Origin of the sequence: Streptomyces javensis, assembly GCF_039525925.1 — a bacterium.
GTDB classification, from domain to species: Bacteria; Actinomycetota; Actinomycetes; order Streptomycetales; family Streptomycetaceae; genus Streptomyces; species Streptomyces asiaticus.
On the sequence record NZ_BAAAIF010000040.1, the window covers coordinates 64,856 to 88,589 of the forward strand.

The following is a 23,734-nucleotide window of genomic DNA, read 5'->3' on the forward strand; positions in this document are numbered from 1 at the left end:
CGATTCCTTCCCTCCCCCCGAGGGCGCACCCCGCCGAACGGTGGAGCGCTGCTGGGATTCCGATACGCACACCGACTGGTCGGTTTCAGCGACGCCAGGGCGCGGGTACCGGATACTGCCAGGCGACCTTAGCGCTAGGCGGCCGTTTCACGGAATGACCTCCAGGCACCGACTTTTGTCATATGCCGCACGTCATGCGGCACTTGGCGGCCCGGGAGACAATCCCGAGATGACGAACATCACGCTGGCGCTGGGCGATATCACCGAGCAGAGCGTCGACGCGGTCGTGAACGCGGCCAACTCCTCCCTGTTGGGAGGGGGTGGCGTCGACGGAGCCATCCATCGGCGGGGCGGACCCGACATTCTGGATGAATGCCGCGATCTGCGCGCATCCCGCTACGGCAAGGGACTTCCGGCCGGTGAGGCGGTCGCCACCACGGCCGGCCGGCTGCCCGCCCGCTGGGTGATCCATACGGTCGGACCGGTCTTCTCCGCGACCGAGGACCGCTCGGCCACGCTCGCCTCCTGCTACCGCGCGTCGCTGCGGGTCGCCGACGAACTGGGCGCCCTCACGGTGGCCTTCCCGGCCGTCTCCACGGGCGTCTACCGCTGGCCGCTCGACGACGCGGCCCGGATCGCGCTCACCACCGTGCGCGATACGGACACTTCGGTCACCGAGGCCCGTTTCGTCCTCTTCGACCAGCGCGCGTACGACGCCTTCGAGACGGCCCTGAACGAGCTGCCCCCGGCCTGAGCCCTCGGCCGGCCTGGCTGCCGCCCGCCCGAGCCCTCGGCTGGCCTGGCTGCCGCCCGCCCGAGCCCTCGGCGGCCGGGCTACCTCGCGTCCGGCCGCACCACGCCCAGGATCGGCATCGAACCCGCGCCCGCGACCGTCACCTGGCGGCCGGGGCGGGGGGCGTGGATGATCGCGCCGCCGCCCACGTACATCCCCACATGGCTCGCGTCCCGGAAGTAGATGATCAGATCACCCGGGCGCATGTTCTTCACGCCCACCTTCGGCAGCAGCCGCCACTGCTCCTGCGAGGTCCGTGGGATCGCCCGGCCGGCCGCCGCCCACGCCCGCTGGGTCAGCCCCGAACAGTCGTAGGTGTTCGGGCCCACCGCGCCCCACACATAGTCCTTGCCGAGCTGGTCCTTCGCGAAGTCGACCGCGCGCCCGCCCTTCGCGGTGGCGCCGCCGCCGAGCTCCCGCAGTATCCCGGTGTCCAGCCACTTCGCCTGCGCGCCACGGGCCTTGTCCTCCTCCAGCCGGCGCAGCCGCTCCCGCTCGTCCTTCGCCAGCCGGGACTCCAGCCGCTGCGCCCGGGCCAGCTTGCGCAGGATCTCCTTCTTCGCGGCCGCCTTCTTCGCCCGGCTCCGGTCCAGCCGCTCCCACTCCTGGGAGGCCGATTCGGCGTAGCGGTCCAGCGCCACCTGGGTGCGCGCCAGACGGCCGATCAGACCGTGGGTCGCCTTCTCACCCTTGCGCGCGAGCGTGACGCCGTCGAGGAAGTCCCCCGGGTCGCCGTTGAGGAACAGCCGCGCCTCCGCGGGCATCCCGCCGCCGCGGTACTGGGCCCGGGCCATCGCCCCGGCCCGCTTGCGCAGTCCGGCCATCTCCTTCTGGGCCTTCACCACGGCCCGGGCGATCCCCAGGATGGACTTCTCCTGCCGGGCCTGTTTCTCCCGCGCGAGGTTGTACGCGTCGGTGGCGGACTCCGCCTTGCGGTAGAGCCCCTCGACCTCCTGACGGACCGCCTCCAGGCCGTGGTCCCCGGCCCCGCCGCCACCGGACCCGCCACCGGACCCGCCACCGGACCCGCCGCCCGGCGTCGGCCCCGGCTCGCCGGGCGCGGCGTACGCCGTCTCCGGCACGGCCGACAGTCCCAGCGCGCAGACGAGCGCGGTGGCCGCGGCGACGCTCACACCCCTCCCTCTCCCGTCCCGCCTCACCCGCGGTCTCCTCTCGTTCGGCTCCGGCCGTGCGCGCTCCTGTCCCTCTAGCGCGCCAGACCTGACGTACCGGCACGTAGGGACGGATAGTGACATGCCGTACCGCAATCCGACAGAGACACGCGGCGGTTACGCCGGCAGCCACCCCGATCCGGTTCACCGAACGGGTGCCGCACAGGTGTCGGACGGGCCTCGGCCGACCTCCGCGAGGGGGTCACCCTCACCGCGATCCAGCCGTGACCTGGCCGTGACATGGCCACCACACTGACGGCCGAGGTTCACCATCCGTTAACTCACCCCCTCAGGCCGCTTCACCTGATCTGCCTAATTTCGGCCCTACTGAGCGGGAGCCGAGTACGGCTCCGGCGCACGCCGCAACAAGTGCGCTCCACCCATCTCGCGCCGTCCCCCACCGGCGGCTTCTGGAAGGAACTCCTGAAAGTGAAGCTTCAGCGCAAGAACCGGCTTCGCGCCATCGCCGCCGGTGCCCTCGCTGTCTCCGGCGCCCTTGTCCTCACGGCGTGCGGTTCCGACGACAACAGCGGTGGTGGCGGCGGTGGCGACTCCAAGGCCGCCTCCAACATCAAGTGCGACGGCAAGGGGCAGCTGCTGGCCTCCGGCTCCTCCGCGCAGAAGAACGCCATGGACCTGTGGATCAAGACCTACGGGGCGGCGTGCAAGGACACCAAGCTCAACTACAAGGCCACCGGCTCGGGCGCGGGCATCCAGGAGTTCCTCCAGGGCAAGACCGCCTTCGCGGGTTCCGACTCGGCGCTGAAGCCCGAAGAGGTCAAGTCCTCGGAGAAGATCTGCAAGGGCGGCAAGGCCATTGACCTGCCGATGGTCGGCGGCCCGATCGCCGTCGGCTTCAACGTGCCCGGCGTGGACAAGCTGACGCTGAACGCCGAGGTCCTCGGCAAGATCTTCAACTCCGAGATCAAGAAGTGGGACGACCCCGCGATCAAGGCGCTGAACAAGGACGCGAAGCTTCCGAGCCTCAAGATCCAGGCGTTCCACCGCTCCGACGAGTCGGGCACCACCGACAACTTCACCAAGTACCTCAAGGCCGCCGCGCCCAAGGCGTGGCCGCATGAGCCGGGCAAGGCGTGGGAGGGCGAGGGCGGCCAGTCGGCCGACGGCTCCTCCGGTGTCTCCTCGCAGGTCAAGCAGGTCTCCGGCTCGATCTCGTACTTCGAGCTCTCCTACGCGACCGCGAACAGCATCAAGACCGTCGACCTGGACACCGGCGCCTCCGCCCCGGTCCAGGCCACCGTCGAGAACGCCTCCAAGGCCATCTCCGAGGCCAAGATCAAGGGCACCGGCAGCGACCTGGCCCTGGACCTGGCCTACGACACCAAGGCCGACGGCGCCTACCCGATCACCCTGGTCACCTACGAGATCGCCTGTGACAAGGGCAACAAGGCGAGCACCCTCCCCGCGACCAAGTCCTTCCTGACCTACGTCGCCAGCGAGGACGGCCAGACCTCGCTGAAGGAGCTGGGCTACGCCCCGCTGCCGACCGAGATCGCCAACAAGGTCCGCGAGAGCGTCAAGAGCCTCTCCTGACCCGAGTGCGGCTGACTCCGCCGTGGGGCGATCGCCACGGCGGAGTCAGCCGCACCGTCCGGTGCACCGCCGCACCAGGAGCCTCCTCCGCAGCAGGCTCCGCAGACCGGAGAACTCATGAAAACGGATATAGAACCCACATCATCAGCCGCAGGGTCACCGTCCAAGGTCAGGACCCGCTCCACCGGCCGCGCCGGCGACAAGATCTTCCTCGCCCTCTCCCGGGGTTCCGGTATCGCTCTCCTGGTGATCATGGCGGCCATCGCGGCCTTCCTCACCTACCGCGCCGCCATCGCGATCTCCAAGGACGAGGCCAACTTCCTCACGTACTTCGAGTGGAACACCGGCTCCTCGCCGATGCGGTTCGGCATCGCCGTCCTCGCCTACGGCACGATCGTCAGCTCGATCATCGCCATGCTCATCGCGGTCCCGATCGCGGTGGGCATCGCGCTGTTCATCTCGCACTACGCCCCGCGCCGGCTGGCCACCCCGGTCGCCTATGTGATCGATCTGCTCGCCGCGGTCCCCAGCATCGTCTACGGCCTGTGGGGCGCGCTCTTCCTGGTGCCGCATCTGACCGGGCTGTACACCTGGTTCGACGACTACCTGGGCTGGACCGGGATCCTCAGCTACCAGGGCGGCGCCGCGCGCTCCCTGTTCACCGTCGGCATCCTGCTGGCGATCATGATCCTGCCGATCGTCACCAGCGTGAGCCGCGAGGTGTTCCGGCAGGTCCCGAAGATGCACGAGGAGGCGGCGCTGGCGCTCGGCGCCACCCGCTGGGAGGTCATCCGGATGGCCGTCCTCCCGTTCGGCCGCTCCGGCATCATCAGCGCCTCGATGCTCGGTCTGGGCCGTGCGCTGGGCGAGACCATGGCGGTCGCCACCGTGCTGTCCCCCAACTTCCTGATCGGGACCAGCCTGCTGGACCCGGGCGGCGGCACCTTCGCCCAGAACATCGCCAGCCGCTTCAAGGAAGCCGGCAACGACGGCCGTGACGCGCTGATCGCCTCCGGTCTGGTGCTGTTCGTCATCACCCTGCTGGTGAACGGCGCTGCGCGAATGATCATCGCCCGCCGCAAGGAGTACTCGGGGACCGCCGCATGAGCACTGTCGTTGACAAGAACGCCACGCGCCACGGCTCGAGCCTCCAGCAGGCGCGGCTGCCCGGGTGGGCCCCGTACGCCCTGGTCGTGGTCTCGCTGGGCCTGGGAGCGGGCCTCGGCACCGCCCTCGGAATGGGCAACCCGTTCCAGATGGGCCTGCTCGCCGCCCTGGTCTTCATCATCGCCTCGTACGCCCTCGGCGCCGTGGTCGAGGGAAGTCGGCAGGCCAGGAACCGGCTGGCCACCAGCCTGGTGTGGGTCTGCTTCCTGCTCGCCGTCGTCCCGCTGCTCTCCCTGATCTGGGAGACCATCGACCGGGGCCGGACGGTGCTCGACGGCTACTTCCTGGCCCACTCCATGGAGGGCGTGCAGACGATCCTGCCCGGCGGTGGCGCGTACCACGCGATCATCGGCACCCTGGAGCAGGTCGGCCTCGCCGCGCTCATCGCCGTTCCGATCGGCCTGCTGACCGCCATCTACCTGGTGGAGTACGGCCGCGGCCGGCTCGCCAAGGCCGTCACCTTCTTCGTCGACGTGATGACGGGTATCCCCTCGATCGTCGCCGGTCTGTTCATCCTCAGCTTCTGGATCATCATTCTCGGCTTCGGCTACTCGGGCTTCGCCGGTGCCATGGCGCTGGCCATCCTGATGATGCCGATCGTCGTCCGCTCGACCGAGGAAATGCTCAAGCTGGTCCCGGACGAGCTGCGCGAGGCGTCCCTCGCGCTCGGCGTGCCCAAGTGGCGCACCATCCTCAAGGTGGTGCTGCCCACCGCGATCGGCGGGATCACCACGGGTGTGATGCTCGCGGTCGCCCGTATCGCCGGTGAGTCCGCGCCCATCGTGCTGCTGGTCTTCGGTGCCACGGGGATCAACAACAACCCGTTCGAAGGCGCCCAGTCGTCGCTGCCCTACTACATCTACGAGCAGTGGCAGCTCGGCAACGAGGCCTCCTTCAACCGGGCCTGGGCAGCGGCGCTCGTGCTCATCGCCTTCGTCATGATCCTGAACCTGGTGGCCCGCGGCATCGCCCGCTGGAAGGCCCCGAAGTCCGGCCGCTGAGGCCAAGAAGAAGAGAAGTGATTCACATGGCCAAGCGAATCGACGTCAGCGGGCTCACCGCCTACTACGGCAGCCACAAAGCCATCGAGGACATCTCGATGACCGTCGAGCCCCGCTCGGTGACCGCCTTCATCGGCCCGTCGGGCTGCGGCAAGTCCACCTTCCTGCGCACCCTCAACCGGATGCACGAGGTCACCCCCGGCGGACGCGTTGAGGGCAAGGTGATGCTCGACGACGAGAACCTCTACGGCTCGGGGGTGGACCCGGTCTCCGTGCGGCGCACGGTCGGCATGGTCTTCCAGCGCCCCAACCCGTTCCCGACGATGTCCATCTTCGAGAACGTGGCCGCCGGGCTGAAGCTCAACGGCTCGTACAAGAAGAGCGAGCTCGGACACGTCGTGGAGAAGTCCCTCAAGGGCGCCAACCTGTGGAACGAGGTCAAGGACCGGCTCAACAAGCCGGGCGCCGGGCTCTCCGGCGGTCAGCAGCAGCGACTGTGCATCGCCCGCGCCATCGCGGTCGAGCCCGATGTGCTGCTGATGGACGAGCCCTGCTCGGCGCTCGACCCGATCTCCACGCTCGCCATCGAGGACCTGATCGGTGAGCTCAAGGAGCGCTTCACGATCGTCATCGTGACGCACAACATGCAGCAGGCGGCGCGCGTCTCGGACCGTACGGCCTTCTTCAACCTGGCCGGTGTCGGCCAGCCGGGCAAGCTCATCGAGATCGACGAGACCGAGCGGATCTTCTCCAACCCGTCGGTGCAGGCGACCGAGGACTACATCTCCGGCCGCTTCGGCTGACCCAGGCCCCTCGCACGACCGGCGAGGACAGAACGTCCTGCGGTGCTGCATGGCGGTGCCACCGCAAGACGAAGGGCCCGCCCCTGGCTCCCGGGGGCGGGCCCACTTCGTGTGCGGTGCGTGCTTCTGTGCGTGCTCCTGTGCGCGCGGCGTGTGGCGTGCGGCGTGCGGCGCGCGGCGGTCAGCCGAAGGCCAGGTTGACGATCCAGTAGCTGAGGGCGGCGACTCCGGCCGCCGCGGGCATGGTGATGAACCAGCCGAGGATGATGTTCTTCGCGACCCCCCAGCGGACCGCACTGACCCGCTTGGTCGCCCCCACACCCATGATCGCCGAGGTGATGACATGGGTGGTCGAGATCGGCGCCTGGAACATGAACGACGCCGTGTACATGACGCCTGCCGCCGTGGTCTCCGCCGCGAACCCCTGCGGCGGGTCCAGCTCGATGATCCGCCGTCCCAGCGTGCGCATGATGCGCCAGCCGCCCGCGTAGGTGCCGAGCGACAGCATCGCGGCGCAGGAGATCTTCACCCACACCGGAATCGCGTCGCCTTCGTCCTCGACACCCCCGATGACCAGGGCCATCACCACGACACCCATGGTCTTCTGGGCGTCCTGGAGGCCGTGGCCGAGCGCCATGCCCGCCGCCGAGACGGTCTGCGCTATCCGGAAGCCGCGCTTGGCCTTGTGCGGGTTCGCGTCACGGAAGATCCAGAGGATGATCACCATCACGAAGTAGCCGAGCACCAGGCCGACGATGGGCGAGAGGACCATCGGGATGACGATCTTCTCCAGCACCCCGTCCCAGTGGACCGTGCTCGCCCCCGCGAGCGCCGCGCCGACCAGCCCGCCGAACAGCGCGTGCGAGGAGGAGGACGGCAGACCGTAGTACCAGGTCACCATGTTCCAGGTGATCGCGCCGACCAGTCCGGCGAACAAGATCATCATGCCTTGGTCGCCGGTGGGGGTGGCGATCAGGCCCTCGCTGACGGTCTTGGCGACACCGCTGCCGAGGAAGGCACCGGCGAGGTTCATCACGGCGGCCATCGCGAGCGCCGCCCGTGGGGTCAGCGCCCGGGTGGAGACCGAGGTCGCGATGGCGTTGGCCGAGTCGTGGAAGCCGTTGGTATAGGTGAAGAACAGCGCGACCGCGATGGTCACGACAAGCGCGAAGGTGTCCATGCCCGGGCTCAGGACTCCTTGACGGCGATGGTCTCGACCGTGTTCGCCACATGCTCGAAGGCGTCGGCCGCCTCCTCCAGCACATCGACGATCTGCTTGAGCTTGAGCACCTCGATGGCGTCGTACTTGCCGTTGAAGAGGTGGGCCAGGAGCTTGCGGTGGATCTGGTCCGCCTGGTTCTCCAGCCGGTTGACCTCGATCCAGTACTCCGTGAGGTTGGTCATGGTGCGCAGATTCGGCATCGCCTCGGCGGTCAGCTCGGCCGCCCGCGCCAGCACCTCGATCTGCTGCTCGACGCCCTTGGGCAGCTCTTCGACCTGGTAGAGGACGACCAGGTCGACGGCCTCCTCCATGAAGTCCATGATGTCGTCGAGGGACGAGGCCAGGGAGTAGATGTCCTCGCGGTCGAACGGCGTGATGAAGGAGGAGTTCAGCTGGTGGAAGATCGCGTGCGTGGCATCGTCCCCCGCGTGCTCCGCGGCCCTCATCCGCTCCGAGATCTCGGCACGAGCGGAGGAGTCCGCCCCGAGCAGTTCCATCAGGAGCTTGGAGCCGGTCACGATGTTGTCCGCGGACGCGGCGAACATGTCGTAAAAGCTCGTCTCCCTGGGGGTCAGACGAAAGCGCACTGGGGATCCTCGGAATGCAGCGGATGGGGACTCGACGATGCTAGGCGCATCTTCCGGCCACGGTAACCGGCGTTCCCAGTGTCGCCCATTGGGCAGAGTGCTCAGCACGGGGGCCCGGTTCGACCGGAAAAGGCGGTACCATATACCCACTGGGGGTATATGCGGACATAGCGTAATCAACGGGAGGAAGCCATGACGACCTCGGCGGCCGACACCACCGCGCCCACCGACGGCGACGAGCGGGGCCAGGCGTCCGGGCACACCTCCGCCCAGGACTCCGTACCCCACGGTGGGCATGGATACGCCAAACAAAAGGATCAGCACCTGAAGCGGCTGCGCCGGATCGAGGGCCAGATCAGGGGTCTACAGCGGATGGTCGAGGAAGACGTCTACTGCATCGACATACTCACCCAGGTCTCGGCGAGCACCAAGGCGCTCCAGTCCTTCGCCCTCCAGCTGCTCGAGGAGCATCTGCGCCACTGTGTCGCCAGCGCGGCCGTGGAGAGCGCCGCCCAGGGCGAGGCGGAGGGCACGGGAGAGGTCGACGCCAAGGTGGCCGAGGCCACGGCGGCGATCGCCCGGCTGCTGCGGACCTGAGCGGCGGCGGTACGGGCGGCCCACGGCTCAGCGCCAGTGCGGGCCGCCTGCCACTCAGCGCCGGTACGGGCCGTTCCCGGGCGTGGACATGACCGTCGGCTCGCCCCTCGCCGGACGGGGCCGCTGGGCGCCCGCCGGCGAGACGGCGGCATCGAACGTCGCCCGGGGGCGTCCGCTACGGGGCGTCCGGGCTCCCGGCACCGGCCTCCGGGGCGGTCTGCACCTTCTCCGCGAGCTTCGCCTCCTCGGCGAGCTTCGCCTCCTCGGCGAGCGTTGCCCCATCGACGCGCTTCGCCTTCTCGGGACGCCTCCCGTCCTCGGCGGCCTTCCCGTTCCCCTTGGCGCCCGTGGCCCCCTCGGCCGAATCTGATCGGTCGGCCTGCACCCGGAGCACCTCGTCGATACGGTCCGTACTGAGCCTGTCCTCGTCCGCGCTCGACGCAGCGATCATCAAGTCACCATAGAGATCGATTTCGACGAGGGCCACGGGGTCCGGGCCCGACGAGCCGCGACGCGCAACCACGTGTTTCACCTCCTCCAGCGAGCACCTGCGAGCACCTGCGAGCAGCGGCTTCCCAGCGTAGGGATCGGTACACACTCCGCGCATGGCACGGATGGGCCATTTCGAAGGGCAAAGCGGGCCCCTCCGACTACTTCTGAGGTGATCCGACCTTTCCTGTGTAGATATCCGTGGGCTTGGGGAGCTCGACCTCGGCGGGGGCCCCGAAGTCGTACAGCTCCGTTGTGGAGGCGACCCCCAGTGCGCCGCGCCGCCGCCCGGCGGCGTCCGGGCGCTCCGCCGCCTCCTGGCCGTCGGCCCGGCTGGTCACCGTGAACCGGTGGCGCACCTCGCGCAGCCGGCCGAGTCCGTCGAGATACGCGTCGAAGCGCACCGTGCTCTCGTCGAACCCCCTGGCCGCGGCCACCAGCGATCCCCGCGCGCCCTCCGAGGCGGCCCGCGCCGCCCGGCCGATGTCGGTGGTGCCGCGGTAGTGGCGCACCAGGTCCCCACCGAGCCCCTCCTCACCGACCAGACTGGCGTCCCGCACCCCGCGCAACAGCTCGGCGGCGGTCAGTGGATCCGTGGCGCCGCCGGTGACCAGATTCCCGTCGGGGATGTCCGTCGTATCCACTCGCACCCATTTGTCGCGGGGAATGCCCGCACCGCGATTGCGCATGAAAAGCGCACCGGAGGTCAGGAGTTCGGTGATCGGCGCATGCTCGGCGGTCCCCATCGCGTCCCTCGGCAGCAGCAGCCGCAGCCGTCCCAGCCGCTTCCCGAAGTCGTACGCGCCGGCGCCCCGGATGGACACGCGGGTGCCGCCCGTCGCCGTCTCCATGGTCGTACGGACCCGTGAGCTGCCCGACCTGACCAGCACGTCCGCGGCCCGGTGCAGGACGGTGACCGCGCTCTGGCGCGCGCTGCCGCCCGGGCGCTCATCGGCCGCCGTCTCGGTGGTGCAGCCGCTCACGGTCGCCAGCGACACGGCCAGCAGGCCACCCGACACGACTCCGGTGACCGCTCTCAACCGTCTCCGTACGCCGAGCCCGCGCTGCTGGAACACCATCGACCGCCGACCCCCTGGCCACGCTCGTCCCGCTTGGTACTTGTTCGTTTAACGATCCACACCGGTGGCTCGTCACGGCCCGGTAGCGTGGTCATGTGCTCGACTCAGGCGACATAGGCCCCGGCCAGAACCGCACCACCACGGTGGAGCGGGGCTCCTTCTCCATCGCCCGCTGCACCTGCGGCTGGTCCGGCCCGGCCCGTCGCGCCAGAGCCCTCGCCCGCGATGACGCGGCGGACCATGCGACGAGCCGTCACACCCGGTCCGACACAAGCGATTCATCGGACTCGTCCGATTAGTGGCGATCAATTTCGTCCGATTGGCGTGGGTTGTCCGTCCTCCGACAACTCTTCGGCCACGAGCGGAACCACACCCCCCGGTCGGCCCCTCTGACCAAAGGACCGGGCCCGCCTCGCGGTGGCCCGGTCGACGGTTGGGAGCAGCGTCGACAGGGAGGGGACACCGCCATGAACCGGCGGACACTGCTGGCAGTGGGCACGGGGCTGGCGGCCACCGCCACAGGGGTCACCGCGTGCGACGACGACACGGGGAAGGCCGGCGGTGACACGAGCCCGGTCGGCTCCTCCTCCTCGACGTCGGACGCCCGTTCGGCCTCGGCGAGCGGGAGCCACCGCGCCGTCGACGGCAAGCCGAAGTCCGCGGACTGGAGCGCGCTCGGCAAGGGCCTCCAGGGCGACCTGGTGCGCCCCGGGGACTCCGACTACACCTCCGCCAGCCGGCTCTACAACACCCGCTTCGACCATCTGCGCCCCGCCGCCGTCGCCTATATAGAGAACACCTCGGACATATCCGCCTGTCTGGACTTCGCCCGGCGCCACGGCGCCCCCGTCGCGATCCGCAACGGCGGTCACTCCTACGCCGGCTGGTCGAGCGGCGACGGCCGCCTCGTCATCGACGTCTCCGCTCTCTCCTCGATCCGTACGGCCTCCGGCGAGGCACGGATCGGCGCCGGGGCCAAGCTCATCGACGTCTACACGACGCTGGGCGCCCGCGGGGTCACCGTCCCCGGCGGCTCCTGCCCGAGCGTCGGCATATCCGGACTGACCCTCGGCGGTGGCCACGGTGTGGTCTCCCGGGCGTATGGACTGACCGCCGACAGCCTTACGGGCGCCACCATCGTCACCGCGGACGGCAAGGCCCTGGAGGTCTCCAAGAGCCGCGAGGCCGAGCTGTTCTGGGCGCTGCGCGGCGCGGGCAACGGCAACTTCGGCGTCGTCACCGAACTGCGCTTCCGTACGCATGACGCGGCCGACGGCGTGACCTGTTACATGTCATGGCCATGGTCCAAGGCCGCGAAGGTGCTGAGCGCCTGGCAGAAGTGGGGCCCGGACCAGCCGGACGAGATCTGGTCGGCGCTGCATCTGTCGGCCGCCCCCGGACGCACCCCCACCGTCTCCGTCAGCTGCTTCTCCCTCGGCACCTACAGCGCGCTGCAAAACGCGGTGGACAAGCTCGCGGACGGGCCGGGCGGCCCCGGCCCCGCCTCGCAGGTCAGCCTGCGCCGCCGCGGCTACGTCGACGCCATGCGGATGTACGCGGGCTGCGGCGACACCTCCACCGCCAACTGCCATCTGCCGGGCGACGAGCCCGGCCGCAACACCTCCGGGGTGCTGAACCGCGAGACCTACGCGGCGCGCTCGGACTTCTTCGACCGCTCGCTGAGCCAGGCGGGCGTCCGGGCCATGCTGGACCAGCTGGAGCGCTACGGGCGGCGCACCGGCGGCGGGGGCGCGGTCAGCATCGCGCTCACCGCGCTCGGCGGGGCGGTCAACCGGGTCTCGCCCACGGCCACGTCCTTCGTGCACCGCCGCTCGCGGTTCCTCGCCCAGTACACCGCGTCCTGGGCAGCGGGCGGCTCGGGCACCGCGGGCAACGCCTGGCTGGACGGCGCCCATAAGGCGATGCGGCGGTACGCCTCCGGGGCGGCCTACCAGAACTACACGGACGCGTCGCTGAAGGACTGGCGCTCGGCCTACTACGGCTCGGCCGCCGACAAGCTGACACGGGTGAAGAAGCGTTACGACCCGGACCGGCTCTTCGACTTCCCGCAGGCGCTGTGAGGTCCTCGGTCCTCGCCGGACGTCGGCGGCTGATCCGTGGAGCGGCGGCTGGTCCCCGGAGATGACAGAAGGCCCGGCAGCCGCCGGGCCTTCTTCGTATCCGTTCCGTAGTCGTGGCGTCCGTAAGGGTGCCGCTAGGCCGCCAGGTCCTTGTTCCCGTGGTCGCCGCCCACCGGGCGGGAGTCGGCGAGCTCCGCGCGTGCCTCGTCCGCGTCCTGGTCGGCGGCGGCGGGCTCGGCCCGTACCAGCCGGCCGACGCGCGAACCCGCGACCGCCGTGGTCAGCGGGGTCAGCAGCATCATCGCGAGCGGCGCCAGCAGCAGCGTGACCGCCGTCCCGAGGGCGAACCCGCCGATGACGTCGGTCGGGTAGTGGACGCCCATATAGACGCGGCAGAACCCTTCCAGCAGCGCAAGCCCTATGGCGGCGACCCCATAGGCGCGATGGGCCATGAAGACGCCGACGGCGACCGCCATGGTCAGCGTCGCGTGGTCGCTGACGAACGAGAAGTCGGTCTTGCCCGCCACCAGGACGTCGAGCCCCTGATGGTCCTTGAAGGGCCTGGGCCGCTCGACAAAGCCGCGGATGGGGATGTTGGCGATCAGCGCCAGCCCGGCGGCCAGCGGGGCCCACACCAGCCCGGCGACGGCGGACGGCGCCTCCTGCGGCCGCTTCCGGACGCTCCACCAGGCGGCCAGGGTCACCAGGGCGAGCCCGATGATGATCCCGTACTCGCCGACGAACTCCATGACGCGGTCGAACCAGTGCGGGGCATCCTTCGCCAGCCCGTTGATGTCGTAGAGAAGGCTGACATCGGGGTTCGACCCGTCCAGTGCGAGTCCAGCCATATGCCGTGGCCCCTTATCTCTTGCCTGTCACTACGTGCAGCTGCCTACCCCCCGTAATGCCTTGCGAGCCGTGGCAACGCGACCGGCGCCGGAGAGTCCGCCGTCGATCCACGCTGATCCACGTCTCGATCCACCTCCAGGGAACGCCCTCTTCTCGCCAGGGGTTCCGTACTCCACCCAACGATCACCGGGACGTTATCGAAGGGTGACCGATCGTCGCAGCTCAGGGGGAATCCTTACGCGGGGTTCGCCCGCGGCAGCGCTTTCGCGCCATCCTGAGTCACCCGCGTAGCACCGATGTAGTCCGGCGAGTCGATCTTGTCAAAACGGATCACCGCACCGGTGTAGGGCGCGTTGATCATGTAGCCGCCGCCCACATAGATCCCCACGTGGTGGATCGATCTCGGGTCGTCGAGGTCGTAGGCGAAGAAGACCAGATCGCCGGGGAGCAGCTCGCTCCGCTTGGGGTGCGGTCCGGCGTTCCACTGGTCGTTGGCGACGCGCGGCAGATCGATGCCGACCGTCTTGTACGCCGCCTTCGTCAGCCCCGAGCAGTCGAACCGCCCGCCCTCCTCCGGCGTGCCGTTCCCGCCCCAGAGATAGGGCTTGCCGAGCTGCTTCTGCGCGAAGTAGATCGCCCCGGCCGACTGCTGGGAGGGCTGGACCTTCTGGATCGGCGCCTCGAAGCTCTTGGCGAGGGTGGTGATGGTCTTCACGTAGTTCTGGGTCTCGCGGTAAGGAGGCACCCCGCCGTACTTGATCACGGCATAGGCGCCCGCGTTGTACGAGGCCAGCATGTTGTGCGTCTGATTGCCCGGCACATCCTTGACGTACTTGGCGAGCGAGCAGTCATAGGCGGCCGCCGACGGGATCGCGTCCTGCGGGTCCCAGATGTCCTTGACGCCGTCCTTGTTGCCGTCGACCCCGTGCGAGGCCCAGGTGGCGGGGATGAACTGCGCTATCCCCTTGGCGTTGGCCGGGCTCTGCGCCTTCGCGTTCCAGCCGCTCTCCTGGTAGAGCTGCGCGGCGAGGAGCGCGGGGTTGATGGCCGGGCAGGAGTTCCCGTACCGCTGGATGAGCGGTTCGTACGTGGCGGGAACGGCGCCCTTGGCCAGCCCGACGGCCTTACCGCCGGCACCGCCGACGAGGTCCGCCGCGACCAAGTAGGTACCGACGACGAGCAGCGCGACGAAGGAAAAGGAGACTCCGAGACCGACACTGACACCCAGCCAGACCTTACGCACCCGGCCATCCTCCCCCATTCGCCCGCCATGCGAACGCGTTTCCGCTCGCACGGCGAAAATCAGCCGCTCCCCAGCCGAAACCATACGGCGGCCGCCGACGCGCGCCCCCTTATGCGCCGTCGACCCGCCCCGCACGCCTCACCGCCCCTTCTCGGCCACCTCTCGCGGGGGCGCGGAACGCGTAGAGTCCAGCCGTCCGAGCACCACGACCCTGGGGACCGCAGATGACACGGCTCGACCGGCAAGAGCTCGACTGGCAGCGGGCCGCACCCGCCGACCTCCCGGAGGGTGCCGCCTACCTCGAGGTGGCCGTGGGCCCCGACGACCAGATCCTGATGCGCGAGAGCAACGACCCGGAGACCGTCGTCGTCACGACCCGGGCCAAGTGGGATGCGTTCATCAAGGGCGTCAAGGCGGGCGAGTTCGACGACTTCGCGGACCTTACGGAGGACGACTTCGCGGAGCGCACGGAGACAGACCTCACTGAGACGGAACGCACGGAGACGGACGAGCCCGCGGGGCAGTGAGGGGACGCGGAGGATGAGGCGCTGTGCGGCAGGAGCACTGAGGCCCCTCCGCCAAGTGGCCTACCCATCAGCCCCTCACGGATCGTTGCCCGACGCCCACCCGCGTGATACACAGAGTGACCATACGACACTCCGTTGACATGTCTCACACAGCCGCCGGACGGGCGTGTCCCACAACACGCACGAGATCCGCCAAGAAATGCCGCCAAGTCGACATGCGGAAGCGGATTCATCAGCGAAGATAGAGGCTGACCCACGCCATGCCGGCGGGGAGACACAACAACCCACAAGGGGCGGTGAGTTCATCATGTTCCTAGCGGCCGAAAAGGGCGACATCAACACCATCATCGGCGGAATCGCCCCAGACTGGGGTCCGTTCGGCAGCCTGGGCAGCGAGGCCCGCGTCATGATCGAGGTCGTGATGGCGGTCGCACTGCTGCTGTGCTTCGGCATCGCCATCTGGGGCGCGGCCAAGCAGCGGATCGGCGCGACGGCCCTACGGGACACCTTCAGCGCGGAGCAGGGCAAGGGGCTGATCGTCGCGGGCCTGACCGGTGTGTTCATCATCGGATCACTGGGCACGCTCTTCACGATCGTGTACGGCATGGCCATCTAGCCGCGTCCCCGCCCGCCCCGAGCCGCCCCTACCGCGCGGGGCGCACCCCCTGGCCGCAAGCCTCCGCTCCCGATTCCCCCTACCGGCCCCACACCCCGTACCCGAGGCTGCTCCCTGATGCCCGCTCCCGCTCCCGCTCACCACGCTGAGGTCGTGTCAGCTTGATGTCCACTCACACCAGCGCGCCCGAGCGTCAGTCCTCGCCGTTACCGTCGTATGCGGATGACGGAAGAGGGACCATGGATGACGCGGTCCTCAGCATCGGCGGGATCGGCTGGATCGGCGGTATCAGCAGGCTTGGCAGGCTCGGCACGGGTGAAGGGGCGTACGCAGGATGAGTCTCGGCGGCGACGACGGATACGGCGGTGACTACGAGGGCCATGAGGCGCGCCGCGGCCGCGGCGCGGCCCCCGAAGGCCACCTGACGCGCACCCGCCTGCCCGAGGGCGACGGCGACCCCTACGGGCCACCCCGCCGAGCCCCCGGCCGCCCCAAGCCCAGCCGCAACCTGATCACCGTGGTCGGCGTCATCGTCCTCCTCCTCGCGGCCATCGCCTTCGTCAACCGCGGCGACGGCAAGGACGGGGGCTCCAGCGGCGGCGACACCGGCGGGGGCGGCACCGAAGCCCAACCCACCGCCCCCACCGGCGAGCGCCCGGTCGACGGCAAGAACGCCACGACCGACATCGCCTCGGGCTTCGCCAAATCGGAGCAGGGCGCGCAGAGCGCGGCGGCGAACTACGCGGTGGCGCTGGGGTCCGCCGATATGTACAACCGCGACCGGCGCCATGAACTCGTCCCCCAGATCTTCACCGACGCGGCCGCCGACCGGCTCCAGACCAGGCTCGACAAGGCCTACTCCGCGGCGTCCCTGGAGAGAATCGGCCTGGACGCGAACGGCAAGGCCGCCGACGGCATGACCTACGTCTCGCGCACCGCCCCTCTGGGCACCAAGGTCGGCAAGTTCTCGGGCACCAGCGCGACCGTCGCGGTCTGGTGCACCGGCGTGTTCGGCACGGCCGGAGAGGGATCGAAGAACCCGGTCACCAACGACTGGTTCACCCTGACGCTCAAGCTGCGGTGGGTGAACAACGACTGGAAGGCCGAGAGCTACTCGCAGAAGGCCGGTCCAGCCCCGGTCAACAGCGACCGCACCGCGTCCACAGCCGATGAGATCGCCAAGGCAGTCGAGCAGTACGGAGGGTTCACCTATGCCCGCTAGCCCCCGCCGACGCGCTCTCACCCTCGCCGGAGCCCTGGCGTCCGTGCAGACGGCCGCCGTCCTGCTGGCCGGCCGCGCCGCGGCGGCGCCCTCGCCGACGCCCACTCCGTCGGGCGGCAAGCAGGACGACTGCGACCTCCTCCTCGGTCAGGTCCGAGAGAACTGTGAAAAGGGCAGCGGCAGCGGAGGCTCCAGCGGCCCCCCCGACCCCTCCAACCCCCTCGACCCCGCCGCCTCCCTCGCCCGCGGCTGCGCCGACGCCGCCTCCTGGCTCGTCGGCAAGCTCTCCAAGCTCGTCAAGGAGACGGCCAACGTCGACTTCACCAACGAGGCCTTCCTCCGCCAGTACGCCGTCGTCTTCGCCGCCTCCACCGTCCTCACCCTCATCCTCTGGCTCCTCGCCGTCGCCAAGCGCGCCATCCGCGGCGTCCCCCTCGGCGAGGCGCTCTCCGAAGCCATAGGCTTCCTCTGGCTGACGGTCCTGGCCTCCGCCTTCACCCCCCTCATCCTCTATACGGTCGTCACCGCGACCGACGCCGTCACCGACGCCATCGCCTCCGGCACCGGTGCGGACAACGACGCCTTCTTCGGCTCGTTCTCCCAAGCGCTCAAGCGGGACGAGGACATCGGCGGCGGCCCGATCATGCTCATCGTCGTCTCGCTGGTGACGATCCTCGCCGCCGGCGTCCTCTGCCTCGAGCTCGTCATCCGCGCCGCCCTCCTCTATGTGGGCGCGCTGCTCGGCACCGCCGTCTACGCGGGCCTCGTCGACAAGAACATGTGGGGCCATGTGCGCCGCTGGGCGGGGATCATGATCGCCGTGATCCTCGTCAAGCCGGTGATCATCACCGTCCTGGCCCTCGCCGGAGCGCTCTCCACCAACGGCGACAAGCCCGACGCCTTCTCGGCCGTCGTCTCCGGCCTGTCCATCATCATCCTCGCCATCTTCGCCAGTGCGATGATCTACCGCTTCGTGCCCGGCTTCGGCGATGAGATCGTCAAGGCCCGCAGCGCCAGCTCCGACCCCGCGTCCCGCCAGGCCGCCGCCGTCATCACTTCCCCCGCCGCCCTGGTCAAGCAGGGCATCAACACCCACAGCGCCCGCGGCGGAGGCGAGGCCGGCGGAGGCGGCGCCGCGCCGGGGCAGGCCAAGCCCGCCAACCCCGTCTCCGGCGGTGTGGCGGCCCACTCAACCCGTACCAGCGGCGGAGGTGGCGGGGGCGGCTCCCCCGCGCCCGCCAGCCGCACCGGCCACACCGGAGGCTCCGGCGGCGGCTCCGCCGCGAACCGCGGCTCCGGCAACAACTCGGGAGGTGACCGGCGGTGACGATCGACGCCCAGTCGCACCCCATCGCGCCCCGTCGCACATATCTCATCGGGCGCCCCCGCCCGAACGCGATCGTCGGCAAGAACCGCGAGACCGGCGAGATCGGGCTGATCATCGCGGGGGCGTTCATCGGGATGATGTGCGGGCTGCTGGTGCCGGTGCTGATGTTCCGCATCACCGCCCTGGTCGGCTTCCCCACCCTCGCCCTCGCCGCCGTGTACGTCCCGTACAACGGGCGGACGTTCTACCGCTGGTTCGAGATCAACCGCTCCTTCAAGCGCAGCGTCCGTAAGGGCACCACCGCCTACCGCTCCGGCGCCGCCGAGGCCGGCACCCGCCTGGACGGCCGTGAGATCGAGGTCGGCCCGCCCCCCGGCATCGGCCGGATCAACTGGCTGGCCGCCCCCTTCGGCCCCGACGAGATCGCCGTGCTCCTGCACGCCGACCGCCGCACCGTCACCGCCGCCATCGAGATCGAGGGCCCCGGCGTCGGACTGCGCGACAGCGAGGACCAGGAGGCCCTCGTCGACCGGTTCGGCACCCTGCTCAAGCATGTGGCCAACGGCGACGGCTTCGTGACCCGCCTCCAGATGCTGGCCCGTACCCTCCCCGCCGACCCCGACGCGCACGCCAAGGACGTCGAGCGGCGCGGCGACGACCAGGCCCCCAACTGGCTCAAGGACTCCTACGACCAGTTGCAGTCCATGGTCTCCACCTCCTCCGAGCAGCACCGCGCCTATCTCGTCGCCTGTATGCACTACACCCGCGACCTGGCCGCCGAGGCCCAGGCCATCGCGCGCGCCGCCCGCCACAGCGGCGGCGGCCGACGGCTCGACAAGGACGCCGGCCTCGCCGTGGTGATGGCCCGTGAGCTGACCGACATCTGCGCCCGGCTCGCCGAAGCCGACATCCGGGTCCGCCAGCCCCTGGGGCAGGGGCGGCTGGCCTCACTCATCCACTCCATGTACGACCCGGACCACCCCATCGACCACATCCAGGCGATGACCAAGCGGAACGCCTGGCCCGCCGAGCTGGACGCCATGGAGCCCACCTACCTCCAGGCCAAGACCCGGGAGTCGAGCACCCGTGAGCCCTGGTGCCACTCCACGGCCTGGGTGAAGGAGTGGCCCATGACGCCCGTGGGCGTCAACTTCCTCGCCCCGCTGCTCGTCCACACGCCCGATGTCATCCGTACGGTCGCCGTCTGTATGGACCTCGAGCCCACCGAGGTCGCCATCGAACGGATGCTCACCGAGAAGACCAACGACGAGGCCGAGGCCAGCCGCGCCGCGAAGATGAACCGCACCGTGGACCCGCGCGACATCGCCGCCCACGGCCGGCTCGACCAGCGCGGCGAGGACCTCGCCAGCGGTGCCGCGGGCGTCAACCTCGTCGGCTACATCACCGTGTCCTCCCGGTCGCCGGAGGCCCTCGCACGCGACAAGCGGACCATCCGCGCCTCGGCGGGGAAGAGCTACCTCAAGCTGGAATGGTGCGACCGCGAGCACCACCGGGCCTTTGTGAACACGCTGCCGTTCGCGACCGGCATCCGCCGATAGAACAGACAGAACAGACAGAGCCGATACAGCCCGTAGAGCTGATAGACACGACTGGGACGACAGGGACGATAGGGGCTCCGCCGTGGCCGATCCGATGAGCGCCATCACCGATGCGTTCACCAGCTTTCTCTTCGGAAAGGTGGAGACGACACGGCTGCCCGTGCGCACCTCCACCGGCCAGGCCCAGGCGGTCTATCTCCCCACCGCGGCCCCCGGCCTCGGCGACTCCGGCGTGGTCATCGGCCGTGAGGTCTACTCCGGCAAGGGCTATATCTACGACCCCTTCCAGCTCTACGGCCAGCAGCTGCCGGCCCCCCACTGGCTGGTGCTGGGCGAGTCCGGTAACGGCAAGTCGGCCCTGGAGAAGACCTATGTCCTGCGCCAGCTGCGGTTCCGCGACCGCCAGGTGGTGGTGCTGGACGCCCAGGGCGAGGACGGCGTCGGCGAATGGAACCTCATCGCGCAGGAGCTGGGGATAACGCCCATCCGGCTCGACCCCATGGCGGCCCTGGACGGCGGTATCCGGCTGAACCCCCTCGACCCGGCGATCACCACGACCGGTCAGCTCGCCCTGCTCCGCACGATCATCGAGGTCGCAATGGGGCACGGGCTCGACGAGCGCTCCGGGTTCGCCCTGAAGGTCGCGCACGCCTACGTCAACGAGACCGTCGTCGACCGCCAGCCGGTGCTGACCGACATCGTGGAGCAGCTGCGCCACCCCGAGGAGGAGTCGGCGGCGGCGATGAACGTCGACATAGACGACGTACGGGCCTGGGGCCTCGATGTCGCCCTGGTGCTGGACCGACTGGTCGACGGTGATCTGCGCGGTATGTTCGACGGCCCCACCACGGCCGGAATCGATCTGGACTCACCCCTGATCGTCTTCGACCTGTCCCATATTGATCGCAACTCGATCGCGATGCCGATCCTGATGGCCATCGTGGGCGTCTGGCTGGAGCACACCTGGATCCGTCCCGACCGTAAGAAGCGCATCTTCCTGGTCGAGGAGGCGTGGCACATCATCAACTCGCCCTTCGTCGCCCAGCTCTTCCAACGGCTGCTGAAGTTCGGGCGGCGGCTCGGCCTGTCGTTCGTCGCCGTCGTCCACCATCTCTCCGACGTGGTCGACGGCGCGGCGGCCCGGGAAGCCGCAGCGATCCTCAAGATGGCCTCCACCCGGACGATCTACGCCCAGAAGGCGGACGAGGCACGGGCCACCGGCCGCGTCCTGGGCCTGCCCCGCTGGGCCGTCGAGATCATCCCCACGCTGTCCCCCGGTATCGCGGTTTGGGACGTCAACGGCAACGTACAGGTCGTCAAACACCTGATCACCGAGGCCGAGCGGCCCCTCGTCTACACCGACCGGGCGATGACGGAGGACGCGCTGGCCGTGCAGATGGCGGTCGAGGCGGAGGCCGAGGAGCGCGCCGCCGCCGCGGTCGAGGCGGCGGAGGCGGACACCTACGGCGGGCCGTCGTACGGGTCCACGGTGGCCTGAGATGGCGGCGGGACAGAACCACGGCGGGCCCGCGGAGCACGGAGGACCTCCGTCCGCGGAACGCGGCATTCCGGACGGCCTGCTGATCGGCGCGATCGCCCTCCTGCTGGGCACGCTCGCCCTGATGTGGTCGGCGACCGGGCTGTCCGGGCTCTTCGCCCGCGGCGCCTGGCCGGACAACCTCACCTTCATGCGCGCGCCGGTGGCACTGCGCCATCTGCTCCAGGAGCCCCAAGACCTGGCGGCGGCCTGGCCCGACACCCCGAAGGACCAGCTGTCGGGGTACGGGCTGTTCTGGGGCATCTTCATCAGTGAGCTGATGGTGCTGATCGTCCTGACGATCTTCGTGATGGGCACGCTGGCCCGCTACCGGACGGTCCGCGCCCAGCGCCGCGTCGCCCGCGCGAACTCCCGCGCGAACGCGGCGGAGGCGAAGCGGCTCGGCCTCAAGGACACGGGAACCGCCAGGGACGGCGCCGCGCCCGCGGCCGCCAACGGTACGGGCGTGGAAGCGACCCCCGGCGTCGAGGCGCCGCCTCCCCCCGTCCCCGGCCCTGCGAGCGCCTCAGCGGCCCCAGGAGCCGCCTCCGCCAGATCGCCTGAGGGTTCGCCCGGCACCGCCGCTCCAGACCGCCCCAGCGGGCCCCCCGCACCGGGCCCGGCCGAGACGGTCCCCGGCCACGGCGCCATCGCACGCGTCGCCGGCCACCGACACCCGGCCGAGGCCGTCGCCGCCGAAGCGTCCGCCGGAACCAGCCCCGAACCGCACCCCCGCATCACCGAGCAGAGAGCCGCCGGTCAGTTCGCTCCCGCCGAGGGTCAGACCACTCCCCCGGCCCAGGACGGCCTGTACGCCCCGCTCGACCCGGCATCCGCACCGCAGCCGCTCCCCACCCCCCGCACCGGCCCGCTGACGTCGGCCGCCCTCCCCGACGGGGAGCTGGCCCGCTCCCGCGTCCTCTTCGGCGCCCAGCGCGGGGAGTCCGCGGCCCACGCCGTCCTGGAGGCCGTCGGCCCCGTCCTCGTCGTCACCAGCGATCCCAAGCTCTGGGCCACGACCAAGGACACCCGCGCCAAGCTCGGCCCCACCCATGTCTTCGACCCGTCCCATCTGCTCGACACCCCCGCCCGGCTGCGCTGGAACCCGGCGGCGGACTGCGGCTCCCGCGATATCGCGGCCGCCCGCGCCACCGCCCTCCTCGCCCCCGTACGGCCCATGCACGCCATGGACCGGCCCCTGGCGGAGGCCGCGGAGACGATGCTCCGCTGCTGGCTGCACGCCGCCGCCGTGGACGGCCGGCCGTTCCGCCACGTGCACCGCTGGGCACAGGGCAGTTCGGCCCACGAGCCCGTAAAGATCCTCCGTACGCACCCCAAGGCGGCGGGCGGCACGGCCGGCGAACTGGAGGCGACGCTCACCGCCCACCGCGAACGCCGCGATATGGCCCAGGAGCTGACCGCCCGTGCCCTCGGCGCGCTCTCGTCGATCCACATCCGGGACGCCTGCAATCCGGGACGCGCCGACACGCTCGCACTGGAGTCATTCGTCGCCGAAGGGGGAACGCTCTACCTGATGGGCGAATCCATCGAGGACCCCCGAACCCAGCCGGGTGCGATGCCGCTGCTGACGGCACTCGCCTCACACGTGGTCGAGCACGGCCGGCGCATGGCCGAACGGTCATCCTCCGGTCGGCTCGACCCACCACTGACCCTCGTCCTGGACGACGTCGCCGCCGTGGCCCCGCTCCCGGCACTCCCCGACCTCCTCGCCCAGGGCGCGGACCAGGGCCTGCCCACACTGGCCCTGATGCGCTCCCAGGAACAGGCCCGAGCCCGCTGGCCGCACCGCTCCCTGGCGGGCCAGGAGTCGCACTGACGGCCCGCATACCTCACCGGCTCGTCCGGTCAGCCGTCCCCGGGCGCGCCCTCGTCGGCCAGGCCCGCGTCCTGAACGAGGATCGCCGGCTGAACGCGGTTGGAAGGTTCAGCTTGGTCAGGGAGCGGCTGATGTGCGCCTTGACCGTAGTCTCGCTCTACGTGCTCTCCTTCCGCGGCCGGTGCCGGTGAGGACACGGCGGGGCCAGGAGCCGCGCGGACACCATCATGGCCCAAGCCTCAGGGCACGAGCCACCGGGCACATCGTCCGATCGTGCCCACCGGGACGTCTCTTTCGTGCATAGCCGGGGACGGAAATGGGAGCTGAACGCAAAAATGCCTCGGTCCCGAGCACTATGTGCTCGGGACCGAGGCTAAAATTTGTTCGGCGGCGTCCTACTCTCCCACAGGGTCCCCCCTGCAGTACCATCGGCGCTGAAAGGCTTAGCTTCCGGGTTCGGAATGTAACCGGG

General features: G+C 70.0%; 22 protein-coding genes and 1 rRNA gene. 15 read left to right on the forward strand and 8 right to left on the reverse strand.

Annotated elements, in window-relative coordinates:
* Nucleotides 1–229: 229 nt before the first annotated feature.
* Nucleotides 230–754 (forward strand): O-acetyl-ADP-ribose deacetylase, encoded by a 525-nt coding sequence (locus ABD329_RS29810; RefSeq protein WP_198275364.1) that lies wholly within the window; start codon nucleotides 230–232, stop codon nucleotides 752–754.
* A gap of 80 nt (nucleotides 755–834) precedes the next feature.
* Here ABD329_RS29810 and ABD329_RS29815 read toward each other — a convergent pair whose 3' ends face one another.
* Nucleotides 835–1,926, reverse strand: coding sequence for a C40 family peptidase (locus ABD329_RS29815; protein ID WP_309142609.1), 1,092 nt, complete (start codon nucleotides 1,924–1,926; stop codon nucleotides 835–837).
* Nucleotides 1,927–2,394: 468 nt separating this feature from the next.
* Here ABD329_RS29815 and pstS point away from each other — a divergent pair, with 468 nt between their 5' ends.
* From pstS to pstB, 4 genes are all read left to right on the forward strand, one after another.
* Nucleotides 2,395–3,519 carry a phosphate ABC transporter substrate-binding protein PstS gene (gene pstS / locus ABD329_RS29820; RefSeq protein ID WP_198275376.1) on the forward strand — a complete coding sequence of 375 codons (1,125 nt, stop codon included), beginning with the start codon at nucleotides 2,395–2,397 and terminating at the stop codon, nucleotides 3,517–3,519.
* Nucleotides 3,520–3,636: 117 nt separating this feature from the next.
* Nucleotides 3,637–4,626, forward strand: coding sequence for a phosphate ABC transporter permease subunit PstC (gene pstC, locus ABD329_RS29825; RefSeq protein ID WP_198275366.1), 990 nt, complete (start codon nucleotides 3,637–3,639; stop codon nucleotides 4,624–4,626).
* The gene (pstA, locus tag ABD329_RS29830) at nucleotides 4,623–5,687 is read left to right on the forward strand and encodes a phosphate ABC transporter permease PstA (protein ID WP_198275367.1); all 1,065 of its coding nucleotides are present in this window, start codon (nucleotides 4,623–4,625) and stop codon (nucleotides 5,685–5,687) included. Before pstC ends, pstA begins: the two co-directional genes overlap by 4 nt.
* 26 nt (nucleotides 5,688–5,713) lie before the next feature.
* Nucleotides 5,714–6,490: a phosphate ABC transporter ATP-binding protein PstB gene (gene pstB, locus ABD329_RS29835; RefSeq protein ID WP_198275368.1), complete on the forward strand. Its 777-nt coding sequence runs from the start codon at nucleotides 5,714–5,716 to the stop codon at nucleotides 6,488–6,490.
* 181 nt (nucleotides 6,491–6,671) lie between these two features.
* Here the strand turns inward: pstB and ABD329_RS29840 are convergent, their stop codons facing one another.
* Together ABD329_RS29840 and ABD329_RS29845 are read right to left on the reverse strand one after the other, a co-directional pair.
* Nucleotides 6,672–7,670, reverse strand: coding sequence for an inorganic phosphate transporter (locus ABD329_RS29840; protein ID WP_198275369.1), 999 nt, complete (start codon nucleotides 7,668–7,670; stop codon nucleotides 6,672–6,674).
* 8 nt (nucleotides 7,671–7,678) lie between these two features.
* Entirely contained in the window at nucleotides 7,679–8,299 is a 621-nt protein-coding gene (locus tag ABD329_RS29845; protein WP_191068290.1) for a DUF47 domain-containing protein, read from the reverse strand.
* A gap of 192 nt (nucleotides 8,300–8,491) precedes the next feature.
* Here ABD329_RS29845 and ABD329_RS29850 point away from each other — a divergent pair, with 192 nt between their 5' ends.
* Nucleotides 8,492–8,896: a metal-sensitive transcriptional regulator gene (locus tag ABD329_RS29850; protein ID WP_020869543.1), complete on the forward strand. Its 405-nt coding sequence runs from the start codon at nucleotides 8,492–8,494 to the stop codon at nucleotides 8,894–8,896.
* A 175-nt stretch (nucleotides 8,897–9,071) separates the two neighbouring features.
* On the opposite strand, the gene ABD329_RS29855 is transcribed toward ABD329_RS29850, so the two are convergent.
* Nucleotides 9,072–9,347, reverse strand: coding sequence for a hypothetical protein (locus ABD329_RS29855; RefSeq protein WP_198275377.1), 276 nt, complete (start codon nucleotides 9,345–9,347; stop codon nucleotides 9,072–9,074).
* Nucleotides 9,348–9,546: 199 nt separating this feature from the next.
* Nucleotides 9,547–10,464: an SCO4651 family lipoprotein gene (locus ABD329_RS29860; RefSeq protein ID WP_198275370.1), complete on the reverse strand. Its 918-nt coding sequence runs from the start codon at nucleotides 10,462–10,464 to the stop codon at nucleotides 9,547–9,549.
* Between the two features lie 95 nt (nucleotides 10,465–10,559).
* Between ABD329_RS29860 and ABD329_RS29865 the strand changes: the two genes are divergently transcribed.
* Together ABD329_RS29865 and ABD329_RS29870 are read left to right on the forward strand one after the other, a co-directional pair.
* A complete protein-coding gene (locus ABD329_RS29865) occupies nucleotides 10,560–10,763 on the forward strand; it encodes a hypothetical protein (RefSeq protein WP_309142610.1) in 204 nt (67 codons plus the stop codon).
* A 168-nt stretch (nucleotides 10,764–10,931) separates the two neighbouring features.
* Nucleotides 10,932–12,545 carry an FAD-binding oxidoreductase gene (locus tag ABD329_RS29870; protein WP_198275371.1) on the forward strand — a complete coding sequence of 538 codons (1,614 nt, stop codon included), beginning with the start codon at nucleotides 10,932–10,934 and terminating at the stop codon, nucleotides 12,543–12,545.
* Between the two features lie 134 nt (nucleotides 12,546–12,679).
* Here the strand turns inward: ABD329_RS29870 and ABD329_RS29875 are convergent, their stop codons facing one another.
* Both ABD329_RS29875 and ABD329_RS29880 read right to left on the reverse strand, forming a co-directional pair.
* On the reverse strand, nucleotides 12,680–13,393 hold the full coding sequence (locus ABD329_RS29875; protein ID WP_198275372.1) for a phosphatase PAP2 family protein: 714 nt from the start codon (nucleotides 13,391–13,393) through the stop codon (nucleotides 12,680–12,682).
* A gap of 236 nt (nucleotides 13,394–13,629) precedes the next feature.
* Nucleotides 13,630–14,637 carry a bifunctional lytic transglycosylase/C40 family peptidase gene (locus ABD329_RS29880; protein WP_309142611.1) on the reverse strand — a complete coding sequence of 336 codons (1,008 nt, stop codon included), beginning with the start codon at nucleotides 14,635–14,637 and terminating at the stop codon, nucleotides 13,630–13,632.
* A 224-nt stretch (nucleotides 14,638–14,861) separates the two neighbouring features.
* Between ABD329_RS29880 and ABD329_RS29885 the strand changes: the two genes are divergently transcribed.
* The 7 genes from ABD329_RS29885 (at nucleotide 14,862) to ABD329_RS29915 (ending at nucleotide 23,262) form a co-directional block, all read left to right on the forward strand.
* Nucleotides 14,862–15,164, forward strand: a complete 303-nt coding sequence (locus tag ABD329_RS29885; RefSeq protein WP_246618185.1) for a DUF397 domain-containing protein — start codon at nucleotides 14,862–14,864, stop codon at nucleotides 15,162–15,164.
* 307 nt (nucleotides 15,165–15,471) lie between these two features.
* Nucleotides 15,472–15,780, forward strand: a complete 309-nt coding sequence (locus ABD329_RS29890; RefSeq protein WP_009716148.1) for a hypothetical protein — start codon at nucleotides 15,472–15,474, stop codon at nucleotides 15,778–15,780.
* Between the two features lie 334 nt (nucleotides 15,781–16,114).
* Entirely contained in the window at nucleotides 16,115–17,002 is an 888-nt protein-coding gene (locus ABD329_RS29895; protein ID WP_344317167.1) for a DUF8175 domain-containg protein, read from the forward strand.
* Nucleotides 16,992–18,329: a hypothetical protein gene (locus tag ABD329_RS29900; protein WP_344317169.1), complete on the forward strand. Its 1,338-nt coding sequence runs from the start codon at nucleotides 16,992–16,994 to the stop codon at nucleotides 18,327–18,329. Before ABD329_RS29895 ends, ABD329_RS29900 begins: the two co-directional genes overlap by 11 nt.
* Before the next feature lie 2 nt (nucleotides 18,330–18,331).
* Nucleotides 18,332–19,888 carry an SCO6880 family protein gene (locus tag ABD329_RS29905; protein ID WP_198281432.1) on the forward strand — a complete coding sequence of 519 codons (1,557 nt, stop codon included), beginning with the start codon at nucleotides 18,332–18,334 and terminating at the stop codon, nucleotides 19,886–19,888.
* A gap of 94 nt (nucleotides 19,889–19,982) precedes the next feature.
* Nucleotides 19,983–21,386 carry an ATP-binding protein gene (locus ABD329_RS29910; protein ID WP_037955082.1) on the forward strand — a complete coding sequence of 468 codons (1,404 nt, stop codon included), beginning with the start codon at nucleotides 19,983–19,985 and terminating at the stop codon, nucleotides 21,384–21,386.
* Between the two features lies 1 nt (nucleotide 21,387).
* A complete protein-coding gene (locus ABD329_RS29915; RefSeq protein ID WP_344317170.1) occupies nucleotides 21,388–23,262 on the forward strand; it encodes a type IV secretory system conjugative DNA transfer family protein in 1,875 nt (624 codons plus the stop codon).
* 382 nt (nucleotides 23,263–23,644) lie between these two features.
* Here the strand turns inward: ABD329_RS29915 and rrf are convergent.
* A 5S ribosomal RNA gene (gene rrf, locus ABD329_RS29920) occupies nucleotides 23,645–23,734 on the reverse strand; the annotation flags it as partial.